Origin of the sequence: Gilliamella sp. BG2 (genome assembly GCF_046635645.1) — a bacterium.
Taxonomy (GTDB): Bacteria; Pseudomonadota; Gammaproteobacteria; order Enterobacterales; family Orbaceae; genus Gilliamella; species Gilliamella bombi.
Window position 1 is genome coordinate 21837 of the sequence record NZ_JBIDFF010000010.1, and the last position, 15341, is coordinate 37177.

A 15341-nucleotide genomic window follows, 5' to 3' on the forward strand; every position below is an offset into this window, starting at 1 on the left:
AATAAAAAATATGCAAGCCGACTCTAAAATCATAAAATTTATTAAAAATAACCATGTATTATCGCTAAACGTAATCTTACCTGACAACAAACCATGGGCATGTAACACCTTTTATGTTTTTGATGAATCGGTAATGTGTCTGTATCTTCTTTCCGAATTAAAAACCGAACACGCTAAAGCCATGTTAACAAACCCACTAATAGCGGGCACCATCAGTATTACGCCTAAGACGGTTGCACAGATCCAAGGGATCCAATTTCAAGCTCAAGCAACACGATTACAAAAACAACAAGCTGAGCATGCCTATGCGCTATATTATCGGGCATTTCCCTTTGCAAGAGTTATCAAAGCACCAATTTGGGCATTACAGTTACATTATGTAAAAATGACGAATAATTTGCTGGGATTTGGACGTAAAATTTATTGGAAAAAAGAAGAAGATTTTTAGATTTCTCTAAAAACTATAATTTTACTCATCCCTCCTGTAATTAACTTATTTGAATAAAAGCAAATAAAATTAATATCTTACCTGAATAATTTTGAGCAAAAACACACTTATAGCACCACAATGCTAATAAGTTTGCCTTATCAGAGCTTCAAAATGTGCCGATAACGAAGTAAAGCTAGCACGCCAAACTGGGCTATTGGGCGTGTTTGTGTTTTAGATGTTATCAGCAATATTAACCATTCCGTAAAAGTCAAAAAGTCTGAAATCAGACATCATAATTTAGTTAAAAAATTCACCTATTTTTATAACTGAATCATTTCTATCTTTATGTTTCTTTAAATTTATTTACATTTCTTTACAAAAAAGTCCGCCAAAAAACTAGCCAACTATTTTTTTTACGGCTATACTTTCACAGCTTTAGAAAAATAAGCGGATAATTATAAAAAATTGAAATAAAACAAAATATTACTTGACAGGTGGAACAAAATGCAGTACCCTTTTAGGCACAAGGCACAAGCACTGGCAAACCTATGTCTTAAATTTATCAAATAATCCTATTCGACGAGTGTTTGCACGAAACTCATTTATATCTTCAAAATTATCTCTCGAATTATTATCGAAATTATTCACAAAATTATTTTCAAAAATCCCATTGGTATTAACATCATTGTTGTTATTGCCGTACTCTTTTGAATCGCAGGCATTATCAGCCACAACTTCTGAGCGCATTCACGGTACTGCGCCTTATTTAACCTTTGATGGTGGTGTTACTAAAGTGACTAAAACAGAGGATTTATTAGGTATTAAGTTATCGGATGGTCGAACATTCGCACCGCAAGATAATCCTTCATCACCAACCTCGCCAATCGAGTTATCTAATGTAGGGGATACCTTGGCTGATATTGAAATGATAGTCCCGCCATCAAGCGACTCAATAAATATAAATGATTTAGTGACACAAGGTAAATGGAGAGACGATGATGGAGATGGACAGGGAGCAAGTGAAATTACTGCATCAGGAAGTATATCGTTAGCAATAACGGATAAAGATGGCAATACCATTAATCGTAGTGATGCATTAGATATATGTAATGCACCTTATAAGGTAACTTTAAGTAGTACTGGAGGTAGTTTAACTACACAATATGGTTTGCCAGATAGTAGTACTTTTAGTGGAGGAACAGCGGAGTATTATATCACTCCACCGTCACAACCCGTTATTTGTTCGGTCAGGCCGAATTTGTTGGTGGGTGGAACAAGTGGTATTGTTTCTTACGACGGCCCACGTTATGCAGGCCCAGCTAACATATGGAATCCAGCTAAGGGCTTTTTAGTTCAGTCAACAAACCCGTCATCTTACGGATTGAATTTTCCAACTACGGGGTCAGATGGATTGTATTTTGATTTGCTTATTGCTGGGGTAGATGCAAGTCAGTTGAGTTGGACAGTTACCACACGTGGTGATATAACGGCAACGGTGAGTTGGGTTAGGCCGCATACAGGAACATTCACAGACCCACAAGGGAGCACTATATCAGCTGATATTTGGATTAGAGATAAGTCCAAGAACGTAACGAGGGTAACGCTGAATGGTCCTAAAGCTAATAGTACTCAGATAAATTCAGATAATCCAAGTTCACTTAGACGTCCATCTTTGCCACAAACCTTTGAATTGGTTGGAAGGGATAGAAGTGGTAATGAGGTTCGGTATGGATTTGAATTGAGGCAGTGGTTTGTTAATCGAGGAGGTCAAAGAACTAGCCATTCTAATCAAACTACATGGTGTAATAGTTTGGGTTATCGAATGCCAAGGGTAAGCGATTTAACCAATGCGAAGTGTGGTGTACATAGTTACTTTCCTTGTATAAATGGCATAGATGGCGCCATTCCGTCGTCTGATGGTAATTATCACATGCGTCACATAGGAGCAGGCTTTTTCACGGAATGGGGCGTCATGCTCTACTACGCTGATGCGGGCTTCGTCTTCTACGATTACTGGACAAGTGACGCAGCAGGTAACTACTGGTTTGCTGTCGTCTCTCACTCAGGCGACCTCTACAGCGACAATCCTAACAAAGGCCTTTGGGCTGTTTGCACCACACCTTAGTTATTAGGTGTTTAGTCCTTAATCCCTAGGGGAAAAGGGGGGCTTATGGTGCCTGAGAGGAAAATATAAGAAAAATAAAACCCCAGCGCATGTTGGGGCTTTGAGCAGGCAAAGCCTGCGAGCCTAGTGCTTTAATGACTAAAAGCCAAAATAACGCCAGACCGAGACAATTTTAAAGTTTGCGCTTTTGTTATTAACAAGTTGTTATTAAATAGCTATTATCAAATAACAAAAGCGCCTTTCTTAAAAAGCCAAATTCAATGTAATAAACAACTAGCCTATAAGTATATGACTTTATTTAAAAATAAAAAATTAATAAAATCAATAGTCTAACTGAACAATTTTAAAGTAAGAAAGACGTTTATAGCACCATAATTTTGATAAGTTTGCCTCATCATGGCATCAAAGCCGAATGCAGATAATTATATGGATGTCAAAAAGATGATTAAAATCGATGCTATTGCTAAAGCCGAAGCTTTGCTTGTTGCTATTGCCGTTGTTGATTAAGATTGCTGCTGAACAAACACGGCTATTTTTAAGTAACGTTTTATAAATATTTAATTTTTATTATCAACCTTACAAAAAACCGTTCAATCTAGAACGGTTTTTTCGATTGATATTAATCAAATTTACTTATCAAACTTTATATTTTTTCATTACAATTGAGGCATTAGTACCACCAAAACCAAAGCTATTTGACATGACTGTTGTTAGTTCACGCTCGGTTGGTTCAGTAATAATGTTCATGCCGATTGCTGCTTCATCAAGTTCATCAATATTGATACTTGGTGTAATAAAGCCATGTTCTAACATTAATAATGAATAGATAAGCTCTTGCGCACCTGTTGCACTTAATGAATGACCAGTCATTGATTTGGTTGATGAAATAGCAGGGATGTTATCGCCAAATACTTGTTTGATTGCCCATAATTCTTTGACATCACCCACTGGGGTTGATGTGCCGTGGGTGTTGATGTAATCAACCGGAACATCTAAATCTTGAATAGCAAGTTGCATACAGCGCATTGCGCCTTCACCTGATGGGGCAACCATGTCATGACCGTCCGACGTTGCGCCATATCCAACCAGTTCGCCATAAATATGAGCACCACGAGCAAGCGCATGTTCTAATTCTTCAACTACAACCATACCTGCACCGCCAGCAATAACAAAACCATCACGGTTTTTATCATAAGCACGTGATGCTTTTTCTGGGTTGTCGTTATATTTGGTTGATAAAGCGCCCATGGCATCAAATTCGCAAGACATTTCCCAGCAAAGTTCTTCACCACCACCCGCAAAGACGATGTCTTGTTTGCCAAGTTGAATAAGTTCAGCAGCATGACCAATACAGTGAACTGATGTCGCACAAGCAGATGTCATTGAGTAGCTAATTCCTTTAATTTTAAATGGAGTTGCTAAGCAAGCCGAAATCGCCGATGACATTGATTTGGTTACAGCATAAGGACCTACACCTCGTAATCCCTTTTCTTTCATTCCAGCTACTACATTGTATTGTGTTTTAGTTGAGCCACCATAACCAGCAATTAAGCCAGTACGAGGGTTAGAGACTTGTTCAGGGGTTAATTTTGCGTCTTCAATAGCCTGTTGTAAAGCAAGATAACCGTAAATAGAAGCATCATTCATAAAACGAACAACTTTGCGATCAATGAGTCCAGTAGTGTCAAGTTTTACATTTCCGCATACATGGCTACGCATCCCGCTATCTTTCATTTCTTGAGAAAAGGTAATACCACTACGACCTACTTTTAGTGATTCTAAGACTTCTTTAGTATTATTCCCAATACTTGAAAGAATTCCTAACCCTGTAATTACAACTCGTTTCATTTACTATTTAGCTCCTAAGTTATCTGGCTTCATATAAAAAAGTTTGTTGATTATAGCGTACAGTTGTAAGCTGAACAATACCTTGCCATGTTTTTATTTATATCTTTTGATATTGTCTTAACTATTTATATAAAAGTAATCAAATCAATAGAATTGCCTAAGTAGCGTAGGTAACAGTGATTTTGTCGACAATATTTACTTGCTAAGCTTAATATAATTACTGTACACTGTATAAATAAACAGTTATTTTAATGGCACAATATGAACGAAAAAATGATAACTAAACTTGAGATATTAGCTGAATCGGCAAAGTATGATATTTCTTGCTCATCAAGTGGCACTTCAAGAGGTAATAAAGGTAAAGGCATTGGTAGTGCACATAAGTCTGGTATTTGTCATACATTTACTGCCGATGGGCGATGCGTTTCGTTACTTAAAATTATGCTCACTAATTATTGTATGTTTGATTGTGCTTATTGTATTAATCGTCAAAGTAATGATATTCCAAGAGCAGGTTTTACACCACGTGAGTTGGCTGATGTGACCATTGAATTTTATCGCCGTAATTATATTGAAGGTTTATTTATTAGTTCAGGCATTGTAAGAAGTCCAGATCATACCATGGAAAGAATGATTAAAGTGGTAAAGATTTTGCGAAATGAATATGGTTTTAATGGCTATATTCATATGAAAGCGATTCCTGGTGCTAGTAATGAGTTAATTAATCAAGCAGGTTTATTGGTTGATAGAATGAGTGTTAATTTAGAAATTCCAACTGAAGAAAATCTTAAATTATTAGCACCTGATAAAGATCATCAAAGTATCTATCAGCCTATGCGTCAAATACATCAAAATGTGTTAGAAAATATCGAAGATCGTAAAAAATTTCGCACTACACCCAAATTTGTACCTGCTGGGCAAAGTACTCAAGTTATTATTGGCGCAACCGATGAATCAGATAAACAGATTTTGCAATTAACCGCCAAGCTTTACAAACGCCCAAGTATGAAACGAGTTTATTACTCGGGATTTATTCCTGTTAATGGTTACGATAAGCGGTTGCCTGTTGTACAAGACGTACCAAGAGTACGAGAAAATCGTTTATATCAAGCCGATTGGTTATTGCGTTTTTATGATTTTAATGTTGATGAAATTGTTAACGATCAATATCCTGATCTTGATTTAAGCGTTGATCCTAAACTGGCTTGGGCTATCCGTAATCCGCAGTTTTTTCCCGTTGATGTTAACCGTGATAGCTATCAAAAAATTTTGCGAGTACCAGGCATTGGTGTTAAATCGGCCAAGTTAATTGTGATGGCAAGACGTCATCGTAAGCTTACTTTTGATGCGCTTAAACGTATTGGTGTTGTTTTAAAGCGAGCAAAATTTTTTGTTGTTTGTCATGAAATGAGAAAATTTAAATTGCTTGATTCTTCGGCCGAATATATCCGACTATCGTTGCAAGATCCGCCTTTGTTAGAAGATAAACAAGATAATATTTCACAGCAATTAGTCATGGAGTGGTAGACATGTTGGCGTTTTATTATGATAAAAGCTTTGAAGGATTGCTATGTGCGGTATTTGATGCTTTTAAACTCAAAAAGATGCCTGAATGCCTGTTGGCTATTGGGCAGGTTGAACCGCTATTAGTGTCTAATAGGCATAATGTTGAATTTTGTGATCTTAAATATGAGCGTGTACGTTTGGCGTTAATTAATAAGATTAGTAAAGCGGCGCTTCGTCATTTAATGTATGTTTGGTTATCAGAATTGCCTGAAAGTGATTTAATTGTTTTTCGTTATATTTGCAAGGTATTTAAATCATCTAAATCAATCGAAACGGATTTTGCCGATAAAGATGTGTTATTTGTACATGATATTGCCAAAAAAGTTAGTCGGGAGCGACATCGTATAATGCAATTTGTTCGTTTTAGTGCAATTGACAATCCTCTTAAAGATACGACAATGCCTAATGAAAGGGAAGATAAGATCTATTTTTCGAATATTGCTCCTATTTATAACGTATTGCCTTTGGTTCTTAAATTTTTTAAAGATCGTTTTGCCGATCAAAAGTGGGTTATATATGATGAAAAGCGCAAATATGGTTATATCTATAATTTACACAGTATTGAACCGATCTCGCTCGTTGATAAAGATGATCTGATTATTAATAGTCAGGTGAATCAAAATTATCTATCTAAGGACGAAGTACTATTTCAGAATATGTGGTTACGCTATTGTAATGCATTAACTATAAAAGAACGAATCAATCCTAAATTACAACGTCAGCAAATGCCAAGCCGATTTTGGCAATATTTACCAGAAATGAAATCAATATCAAAATAAATATGTAAATAAAAAATGACTAAATTAGTATCATCATAAATAAAAGAACATAAAAAAACCGCCAAATAACGGCGGTTTTTAACATGATTTAATAAAAGTACATAATTTAACAAAAGTTATTGCGAATCGATATCATTAATAACATCATTAATCGATTCTTCACGTTGTTTTTGTTTATTTTCATCTACTTTACCACCCGATGCGATAAAGTCATTACGCTGGAAGTAAGCATTACGCATAAAGTTATAAGGATCATCGCTACTTTTAATCAGATCTTCATACTCGATTGCCATTGCACGTGCTTCAACGCCATCAATTACACCACGTGCCAACATCCATTGCCAATCTATCCAAACAAGTGGAGGATAAAGGGTGTCAACAATACCACCACCTTCTTCTCTCAATGTTGCTGAACCATAAAATGGCAGTACAACATAAGGACCATAAGGTACATCGTAATGACCAAGAACATCACCAAAAGTTCGTTTGCCGCCTTTTTGTAATTGTGGATCAGACATGCTAGCAACATCCATCAAACCAGCAAAACCGAAAACGGTATTTAAAAAGAATCGTGCTAAATGTGTTCCAGCTTTATGAACGTCACCTTGTAATAAGTTGTTCACCATTGAAGCGGGTTCAGAAAGGTTAGATGAAAAGTTAACTACACCTGTACGAACAGGAGACGGAACATAATCTTTCCAAGCTACTGCGGCAGGACGCAAAACATAGGGATCAAGCGCATAGTAGTTAACATCAAACATGGTTTTGTTAAAACCTGATAACGGATCACTATAGGAATTAGTTTCGGCTTGATAAGTAGCACAACTTGTGAGTGCCATTACAGAAAACATCATACCAACAATTCGTTTTTTCATAGTATCTTCGATTAAAAGTAATGAGGTTAATTATGATGCGATTGTATCATGATTACTTAAAATAGAAAATTTTTCGTTATTTAAATGGCATTATCTAATAAAATTTATTAAAATGTACAACCTATGACCTCATAGTTAAATGGATATAACAAGCCCCTCCTAAGGGCTAGTTGCAGGTTCGATTCCTGCTGGGGTCGAAATTATACCGTTCAATAAAATTCAAAACCTATTTAACTTCTTGCAATTCACTAGTACTACACTTAAGCGTGATGTGTAATCGATCGAATTGATCCATCGAATCAATTTCCCAGCAACTTTTCATGGTTGTAGCGATTTTTTTTATTAGATTTACTTCACCATAATTGTAATCACAACTGACCCAACTACCTCCTTGGTCGTAAGTGGTGTTTACGCTCCAGGTTGTTTGATGTTCTTTGCCATCAATGATACCAGCATCTGGTTTTTGCTGGATTTTTTTAGCGGGGTTGTCAGAATAGACGCCAAAGCCATCAAGCAATAATAACGCATCTTTCTTTTCAGAAACCATCCAATCGTCAGGTAGATTATCTATATCTAAATGAGCAGATTTAATTGTTATTGAGCTTGGGCAAATTATTTCGTTGGCTTGAGCAGAGGGTAAAGCACTAATCGAAGCTAAAAAGAAAATACTAAGGTTGATTATTTTATATTTCATGGATAGATCCAGATAAAGTGTTGATTGTGCAATTATGCCAATGTTATCAATTACGTCAAGTGTAAAAAAGAAGATATTACTCAGTTTTTTAAAGATATTTAGTATGTTATGGTAGATTTATAGGTGGCTCGTTTTTTAAACTAATAGTGATAAAAATCAGACAGAAAACTTATTGATTTTGTTGATTTCTTTGTTTGGCTATTTTTAGTAAATTAAGGGTTTATATAGCGAATATACCATCAATCCCTTAAGCTTAAGTGATTATTGGCATGATACTGGTTTACACTTGTTAACAATTAAACTTAGCTTGCCTAGTAATCAATTTTTGTCCGTATGAATCGATAATCACCAACAAATATAACCAACCTTCACTTATTTTAATATAAGCGATATCAGTTATTTATATTGCATTAGGCTTATAAGGTTAAATTGTCAATCTAACGTATTGGGAACGATATTATTATGGATGCTGGTATTTATGTCATGGTTGACTTCGTAATCTAAATTGTTGCAAAACATGGCTAATATGAAACTTGATAGTCTATATCTCTGGCATCATGAGGCGACTCTGCTTACTCAAACTAGCCTTATGGTGCCAATACTGCTTTTTGATATACTAGAATTTTACTGATTTAATGCGGTATTTTAGCCAGACATAATAACCTGATGTACTGACGCCAAGTAATTGACACACCTTGGTTATGAAATAGGTTATTAAATGATTTTTCATTTAGGTGAGCTTCAGCGACTTGGATTTTGGTTTTAGGGTGTTTCCAAAAAACAGGAAACTTATGTTGTTGTGACATATTTGTGCTGTAAATAATGTAAAGTAAACTAAAAAATAGTGAATAAGTATACAGTAATCGAATTAGCTAACATCTTCTTTTATTAATTTATAATAAATTAAAATAATACGTGTCACTCTTAACCAATTGGTCGTTGGTCTAAGTTCAGCAAGGACCATAATTCTAAATCAATATATCAATTAACATCTAAAATTTGTTTCCAAATTAGTAAATTTGTCAAAATAACAATAAAAAATTTATATTAAATAATAATTGAAATTAAACAGATCATAATGCATTATTCTTCAGCTTATTAAATTTAAGATAAAATTATTATTAGCATTAGTTCTGCTTAGGTTGATATAGGTTTATTTAATTAGAAGATGGTGTAGGGAATGATTGAAACAATTAAAGATTATGTAAAAGATAGGAAATTGATTAAAGAGTTATTAATTAGTTATGGGGTATTTTTGTTATTTTACATATTTTGTATGCGAGCTGATAATTGTGAACAAGCTGGTAGTGCTGGTATGGTGATGATATTGGCATCAATTTGCTATTTATTTTTTTTTATTACCATGTTTATTAAATCAGCGAAAATGATCCTATTTGGTCCTAAAGATAATAAATCAACTTCATTTAAATCGTTAATTATTAAATTTTTATTATTTGTATTTGCCATTATATCGATTCTAGGACTGGGTACATTTTTATTCCGTATCAATTATTTAACTAAGGAAGATTTTGATAATGCTGTCTATTTATTTATTGATACAGATTATTTTCTAACTGATTTCTTTGTTTTTGTTATTATGTGGAGTTATATATTTGTATTCCCTTTCGTCATTTATTTTTTTATTCTTCTTATTTTAAAAGTGATGAAATTTTTTACTACATTCATAACACAAAAAATTAATAATAAGTCCATAAATCACTAGTGGTAATTGGTTGCGATTATTCACTTTATTTAGCTAATTGTAGGAATAATCGCATTATTACATTAAGTTAAAGAAAATAAAGTAGGTGCTTCTTTCAATTGAAAGGCATAAAATTTTGTATAATATAATTTTGCTAAAAACATAACATATGTGATAACTAGTTTGACTAGTCATTACTGTTTGTCTATATAAATCGATAATTATGGGCAAATATAACCATCTTTATCTGTTTTAATATAAGTTGTATCAGTTACCCATGTATTATTGAGTATTTTATGTCCTTTGCATTATGATGCAGACTCAATGTCTTTAAGTTTTTTGTTAATTTATCCTGCCTAGGTGTTAGTAAGTTTGCTGATAGAGAGACGAGCATCAGATAACGAATAATTTGCTGTTTGTTGTTTGAATTTGACACTCAAATTTTTGACTTTAGTATTTTCTCTTATGATTTTTATTTATATTTTGAAGGCAACTTCTGTCCAATTTGGGACGAGGAGAATATTATGGATAAATGATTAAAGTGGAAGAAAGCATAAAAATTTACTAACTCAAACGTTATCACCAATATTAATAATTCCACAAAAAGCTAAATGGCCATAAATATAACTTTATATTTTTATTGAAAATTTATTCCTATCTAAGGCTGAATTGTTTTCATCTTTACATTTCTTTACAAAAAATTCGCTAAAAAACTAGCCAACTATTTTTTTAATGGTTATACTTTTATCACTATAGGAAAACATGCTTATTAAATAAGCGAATAATTATAAAAATCTAAATAAAACAAATAATTACTTGACAGGTGAAATAAAATGCATTATTATTTTAGGCACAAGGCACAAGGCACAAGCACTGGCAAACCTACGCCTTAAATTTATCAAATAATTCTATCCGACGAGTTTTTGCTCGAAACTCATTTATATTTTCCAAATTATTTCTCAACTCATCATCGAAGTTGTCCCGAAAAATCTTGTTGGTGTTGGGGCTGTTATTATTGCCCTATTCATGGAGTTTAGATGCATTAGCTAGCACAAGTGGTCGAGCGAATAATTATCGTAGTGATGCCACAATATTACCAGAGGAACCATTACCAGATGAACCTTTTGTACCTGCTATTAGTTATGTAAGGCCAAATAAGGATTGGGGTACAGATCAATATGCAGGTCCTATTGACGCATGGAATACAAAAGAGGGATTTCCCATTCAATCAGATCCAAAATCTAATTTTCCAACCACAGGGGCTGATGGATTATTTTTTGATTTAGCGATAAAGGGAGTTGATCCAGATCAATTGACATGGACACCAGTCACGCATGATGGAATAACCGTCACCGTAAAAAGGACAATGACAAACGATAGATGGACTAAAGAAATGGTAACACGTGTTACTCTAAAGGGGCCAGAGGCTAGATTTCAATGGTATAATCCTTATCCAAGTCGAATTACTGTACCAAGGTTACCGTGGGAATTCGTATTAGTGGGGAGAGATAGAAGCGGTAATGAGATAGTAAGATATGCATTTGTATTACAAAAGTGGTTTGTTCACAGAGGAGATCAAGGAGCGTATTCTTTTCAGCAAGCTGATTGGTGTAGGGGGTTAGGATATCGTATACCACAGGTAAAGGATCTGACTAATGCTGTGTGTTTTGGTTTGAATACAGATAGGCGATGTAATGGAGCTGTCGGTGCTACGCCATCATCAACAGGTAATCATTATCAGCGCCGAATAGGGGCAGGATTTCTTACGGAATGGGGGCTGTTGGCCGGTTACTCTGGTACAAACTTCAACCGCTTCGGAGAGTACTGGACAGGTGATGATTCATTCGTTGTAAATGGAAATGGTAGCGTGATGGGTCTTTTTCCAAGTTTCTCCTCGTATGTGATTTGTACAACTCCTTAGCATTTAATTCTTAATCCTTGAGTGATAGGCTAATTAAAGATAACGAATTAAAGTAAGCGCTTTCTGTGTAAGCAGGTGGCGCACGAACCGACAAAGAGGAGTCTTACAAAGGTAAATCCAGTAAAACCCACTTTTTCCAGCAAAAAAACGTCAGGGATTAGGTTGGTTTTATTATTTTTATTTTAATTGTTTTAAAAAAATAACGCCTCCATAATTTGCTCTAAAAATCCCCATTAAGTAGCTTGGTTATAAGATACCAGTAGGAACAAGCAAAATTGTACGTTAAAATAGCTCGCATTATTACAATAAATTACCAAGGAAATCGCATGACGACTGAAATGACAACACTCGACAAAATCAAAAAACAAATTGCCGATAACCCGATTATTTTATATATGAAAGGTTCGCCAAAATTGCCAAGCTGTGGCTTTTCGGCTCAGGCGGTGCAGGTTTTGTCGCAATGTGGTGAAGCGTTTGCTTACGTTGATATTTTACAAAACCCTGATATTCGTGCCGAATTACCTAAATTCGCTAATTGGCCAACGTTTCCACAATTATGGGTTGAAGGCGAATTAGTAGGTGGTTGTGATATTATGCTAGAGATGTTTCAAACAGGCGAACTGCAAACGCTTATTAAGCAAACTGCGGAAAAGTATAAATCCTAATTTAATGCAGTATGGTAAATTAAGCGCGCAAAATAGGCGCGCTTTTTTATTTTTATCAATTAGTGAATTAATACTGTTTACTCTTGTTTTTGTTGTCTATTATCTAAATTATTTTCGATTTTTGCATCTACACCCGAATCTGTAACTGCCAAAGGCCATCCACCTAATGCTTTAAATTGGTTAACGATTTTACAAAAAAGCATTGCCGTTTTTTGTGTATCGTATAGCGCACTGTGAGCTTGTTTATGATCGAATGTGATTTGTGCTACTTGGCAGGCTTTGGCGAGCACTGTTTGACCAAAAACCAAACCACTGAGTGACGCAGTGTCAAAGGTAGCAAATGGGTGGAATGGGTTGCGTTTTATGCCTGTGCGTTCAGCAGCCGCCATTAAAAAACTATGATCAAAGTGTGCGTTATGAGCAACAATCACTGCTCGAGTACATTCACTAGCTTTTATGCCAGATCTAACCATTTTAAAAATTTCGTCTAAGGCGAGCTTTTCGTCAACACCGCCACGAAGTGGATTATCAGGATCAATGCCATTAAAAGCAAGGGCTGCTGGTTCTAAAATTGCACTACTAAATGGATTGACATTAAATTGTAAGGATTGATCTGGCTCTAGCCAACCATCTGGGGTCATTTTTAAGGTGATAGCGGCGATTTCTAAAATAGCGTTGAATTTTGGATCGAATCCAGATGTTTCAATATCAATTACAACAGGATAAAACCCACGAAAGCGTTCACATAATTTGGCGTTTGGCACGTTAATTTTTCTTATCTATCAAAAAAGGTGTTATTATGCCATCTTTTAACCAGTTCGCCTAGCATTGGCTACAAGAGTTTGTATTCAATTTGTTAATCTTTGTAAAAAGCCAATACAGTAGTTTTATTCAAATTACATTAAACCAATGAGTAGGTGCGATTATTGGTTAAAGTGATTATAATCATCAATTATCATTAAATAACATTAAAATTGAGCGAATAATGCACAACTTTGAATTAGAACAGATTATTAATAACGAACTACAAATTAGCCGTTATCGTGACTATGCACCAAATGGATTGCAAGTGCAGGGGCGCAAGCAAGTGAATAAAATTGTCACAGGCGTGACCGCTTGCCAGTTATTGTTAGATAAGGCGGTTGAATTAAAAGCTGATGCAGTTCTGGTTCATCATGGTTATTTTTGGAAGAGTGAACCACAAACCATTACAGGTATTAAATATCAAAGGATTAAAACACTGTTAACTAACGATATTAATTTATATGGTTATCACTTGCCATTAGATGGTCATGCTGTTTTGGGCAACAATATTGAACTGGCTAACTTATTGGGTATTTCAGTCGATAAACGCAATGACATTACCGATCTGCTTTTTACTGGTACATTAAACAAGCCACTTACTGCTTTACAATTTAAACAACAACTTGAGCAAGTATTACACAATAACCAACAACGTGTACTATTTTGTGGAGATAATGCTCCACAAGTTATTAATCGTATTGCATGGTGTAGTGGTGGAGGGCAAGATTATATTGAACAAGCAGCATTAATGGGAGTGGATGCTTTTTTTACTGGCGAAGTGTCTGAACGCACTATCCATATTGCACGTGAATATGGTATTAATTTTTATGCCGCTGGACACCATGCTACCGAACGTTACGGTATTAAAAAATTGGGTGAATGGTTAGCGAGCTGTTACGGTGTTGAGGTTATTTTTGTCGATATTGATAATCCTGTATAACAAAAGTTGAATTTAGTCTAGAAATATCGCATACTTATCCGCAGATTTTTATTCTTTACGTTGTGTTATAAACCAATTATATGAGAGGTCATTTTATGTTTACAGGAAGTCTGGTCGCACTTGTTACTCCCATGGATACAAAAGGAAACGTTGACCACGTAAGCTTAAAAAAATTGGTCGAATATCATATTGCAAATGGAACATCGGGTATTGTTTCGGTTGGTACAACAGGCGAATCAGCAACACTTGATCACCACGAGCATATTGATGTAATTAAAAGAACAATTGACTATGCTGATGGGCGCATTGCCATTATTGCTGGCACAGGCGCAAACGCAACGAAGGAGGCTATAGAATTAACCAGTAAGGTCGAAAATATTGGCGTCGTAGGCTGTTTAACGGTTGCACCTTATTATAATAAACCGACACAAGAAGGCATGTATCAGCACTTTAAAGCTATTGCCGAAAGTACGGAGTTGCCACAGATTTTATATAATGTACCAGGCCGTACGAGTAGTGATATCAAGCCTGAAACTGTTGGACGGTTAGCTAAAATCAAAAATATTGTTGCATTAAAAGATGCAACAGGCGATCTTTCGAGAGTTTATCCTACTCGAAAATTGGTTGGGCCTGATTTTAAATTATTGAGTGGTGATGATTCAACCTTTTTAGATTTTATGATTTTAGGTGGCGATGGCGTTATTTCTGTTACAGCTAATGTTGCAGCTAAGGCGGTTGCTACAGTTTGTCAGCTTGCGGCTAATAATCAAATTAAAGAAGCCCGCAATTTAAACGATACTTTAATGGCTTTACATCACAATTTGTTCATTGAACCCAATCCAACACCAGCTAAGTGGGCTTGTGCAAGATTAGGTTTAATGCAAAATGCAACAATTAGATTACCAATGGTCTCATTGAGCACATCGTCAATTCCTGCGGTTGAACAAGCGTTAAAAGACGCGAATTTATTGTAATATAACCTTTAATTTTAA

Annotated in this window: 14 protein-coding genes and 1 tRNA gene; 10 read left to right on the forward strand and 5 right to left on the reverse strand. The window is 35.2% G+C overall.

The genetic code is table 11. From position 1 onward, the window contains the following. Positions 1–10: 10 nt before the first annotated feature. Complete coding sequence (locus ACGH6Q_RS05810) at positions 11–448, forward strand: hypothetical protein (RefSeq protein WP_085163852.1); 438 nt, start codon at positions 11–13, stop codon at positions 446–448. Between the two features lie 469 nt (positions 449–917). Next, positions 918–2555 (forward strand): hypothetical protein, encoded by a 1638-nt coding sequence (locus ACGH6Q_RS05815; RefSeq protein WP_411592302.1) that lies wholly within the window; start codon positions 918–920, stop codon positions 2553–2555. A 636-nt stretch (positions 2556–3191) separates the two neighbouring features. Here ACGH6Q_RS05815 and fabB read toward each other — a convergent pair. Next, positions 3192–4403, reverse strand: a complete 1212-nt coding sequence (gene fabB, locus ACGH6Q_RS05820; protein WP_296303081.1) for a beta-ketoacyl-ACP synthase I — start codon at positions 4401–4403, stop codon at positions 3192–3194. A 261-nt stretch (positions 4404–4664) separates the two neighbouring features. Here fabB and ACGH6Q_RS05825 point away from each other — a divergent pair, with 261 nt between their 5' ends. Together ACGH6Q_RS05825 and ACGH6Q_RS05830 are read left to right on the forward strand one after the other, a co-directional pair. Continuing rightward, entirely contained in the window at positions 4665–5930 is a 1266-nt protein-coding gene (locus ACGH6Q_RS05825; protein ID WP_174798126.1) for a putative DNA modification/repair radical SAM protein, read from the forward strand. Between the two features lie 2 nt (positions 5931–5932). Next, positions 5933–6748, forward strand: a complete 816-nt coding sequence (locus tag ACGH6Q_RS05830; RefSeq protein ID WP_411592304.1) for a TIGR03915 family putative DNA repair protein — start codon at positions 5933–5935, stop codon at positions 6746–6748. Between the two features lie 116 nt (positions 6749–6864). On the opposite strand, the gene ACGH6Q_RS05835 is transcribed toward ACGH6Q_RS05830, so the two are convergent. Next, a complete protein-coding gene (locus ACGH6Q_RS05835) occupies positions 6865–7623 on the reverse strand; it encodes an MlaA family lipoprotein (protein ID WP_085164815.1) in 759 nt (252 codons plus the stop codon). A 125-nt stretch (positions 7624–7748) separates the two neighbouring features. Here ACGH6Q_RS05835 and ACGH6Q_RS05840 point away from each other — a divergent pair. Next, positions 7749–7820, forward strand: a tRNA-Arg gene (locus tag ACGH6Q_RS05840). A gap of 29 nt (positions 7821–7849) precedes the next feature. On the opposite strand, the gene ACGH6Q_RS05845 is transcribed toward ACGH6Q_RS05840, so the two are convergent. After that, positions 7850–8317: an STY0301 family protein gene (locus tag ACGH6Q_RS05845; RefSeq protein WP_065610104.1), complete on the reverse strand. Its 468-nt coding sequence runs from the start codon at positions 8315–8317 to the stop codon at positions 7850–7852. Positions 8318–8949: 632 nt separating this feature from the next. Continuing rightward, positions 8950–9123 (reverse strand): hypothetical protein, encoded by a 174-nt coding sequence (locus ACGH6Q_RS05850; RefSeq protein WP_296318052.1) that lies wholly within the window; start codon positions 9121–9123, stop codon positions 8950–8952. A gap of 374 nt (positions 9124–9497) precedes the next feature. On the opposite strand from ACGH6Q_RS05850, the gene ACGH6Q_RS05855 reads away from it, so the two are divergent. The 3 genes from ACGH6Q_RS05855 to ACGH6Q_RS05865 all read left to right on the forward strand — a co-directional run bounded on the left by ACGH6Q_RS05855 (position 9498) and on the right by ACGH6Q_RS05865 (position 12605). Beyond that, complete coding sequence (locus ACGH6Q_RS05855) at positions 9498–10040, forward strand: hypothetical protein (RefSeq protein WP_411578815.1); 543 nt, start codon at positions 9498–9500, stop codon at positions 10038–10040. 994 nt (positions 10041–11034) lie between these two features. Beyond that, the gene (locus ACGH6Q_RS05860; RefSeq protein WP_411592306.1) at positions 11035–11940 is read left to right on the forward strand and encodes a hypothetical protein; all 906 of its coding nucleotides are present in this window, start codon (positions 11035–11037) and stop codon (positions 11938–11940) included. A 338-nt stretch (positions 11941–12278) separates the two neighbouring features. After that, positions 12279–12605, forward strand: coding sequence for a Grx4 family monothiol glutaredoxin (locus tag ACGH6Q_RS05865; protein ID WP_034914241.1), 327 nt, complete (start codon positions 12279–12281; stop codon positions 12603–12605). 77 nt (positions 12606–12682) lie between these two features. On the opposite strand, the gene rnt is transcribed toward ACGH6Q_RS05865, so the two are convergent. Then, positions 12683–13369 (reverse strand): ribonuclease T, encoded by a 687-nt coding sequence (rnt, locus tag ACGH6Q_RS05870; protein WP_411592307.1) that lies wholly within the window; start codon positions 13367–13369, stop codon positions 12683–12685. 221 nt (positions 13370–13590) lie between these two features. Here rnt and ACGH6Q_RS05875 point away from each other — a divergent pair, with 221 nt between their 5' ends. Continuing rightward, a complete protein-coding gene (locus ACGH6Q_RS05875; protein WP_411592310.1) occupies positions 13591–14349 on the forward strand; it encodes a Nif3-like dinuclear metal center hexameric protein in 759 nt (252 codons plus the stop codon). Between the two features lie 95 nt (positions 14350–14444). After that, positions 14445–15323, forward strand: a complete 879-nt coding sequence (gene dapA, locus ACGH6Q_RS05880) for a 4-hydroxy-tetrahydrodipicolinate synthase (protein WP_065589991.1) — start codon at positions 14445–14447, stop codon at positions 15321–15323. Positions 15324–15341: the final 18 nt, after the last annotated feature.

Coding starts and splice junctions, on each gene's coding strand:
- ACGH6Q_RS05865 (WP_034914241.1), top strand. CDS start 12,279: ATGACAACACTCGACAAAATCAAAAAACAAATTGCCGATAACCCGATT.
- ACGH6Q_RS05850 (WP_296318052.1), bottom strand. CDS start 9,123: ATGTCACAACAACATAAGTTTCCTGTTTTTTGGAAACACCCTAAAACC.
- ACGH6Q_RS05830 (WP_411592304.1), top strand. CDS start 5,933: ATGTTGGCGTTTTATTATGATAAAAGCTTTGAAGGATTGCTATGTGCG.
- ACGH6Q_RS05825 (WP_174798126.1), top strand. CDS start 4,665: ATGAACGAAAAAATGATAACTAAACTTGAGATATTAGCTGAATCGGCA.
- ACGH6Q_RS05835 (WP_085164815.1), bottom strand. CDS start 7,623: ATGAAAAAACGAATTGTTGGTATGATGTTTTCTGTAATGGCACTCACA.
- fabB (WP_296303081.1), bottom strand. CDS start 4,403: ATGAAACGAGTTGTAATTACAGGGTTAGGAATTCTTTCAAGTATTGGG.
- ACGH6Q_RS05875 (WP_411592310.1), top strand. CDS start 13,591: ATGCACAACTTTGAATTAGAACAGATTATTAATAACGAACTACAAATT.
- dapA (WP_065589991.1), top strand. CDS start 14,445: ATGTTTACAGGAAGTCTGGTCGCACTTGTTACTCCCATGGATACAAAA.
- ACGH6Q_RS05810 (WP_085163852.1), top strand. CDS start 11: ATGCAAGCCGACTCTAAAATCATAAAATTTATTAAAAATAACCATGTA.
- ACGH6Q_RS05855 (WP_411578815.1), top strand. CDS start 9,498: ATGATTGAAACAATTAAAGATTATGTAAAAGATAGGAAATTGATTAAA.
- ACGH6Q_RS05845 (WP_065610104.1), bottom strand. CDS start 8,317: ATGAAATATAAAATAATCAACCTTAGTATTTTCTTTTTAGCTTCGATT.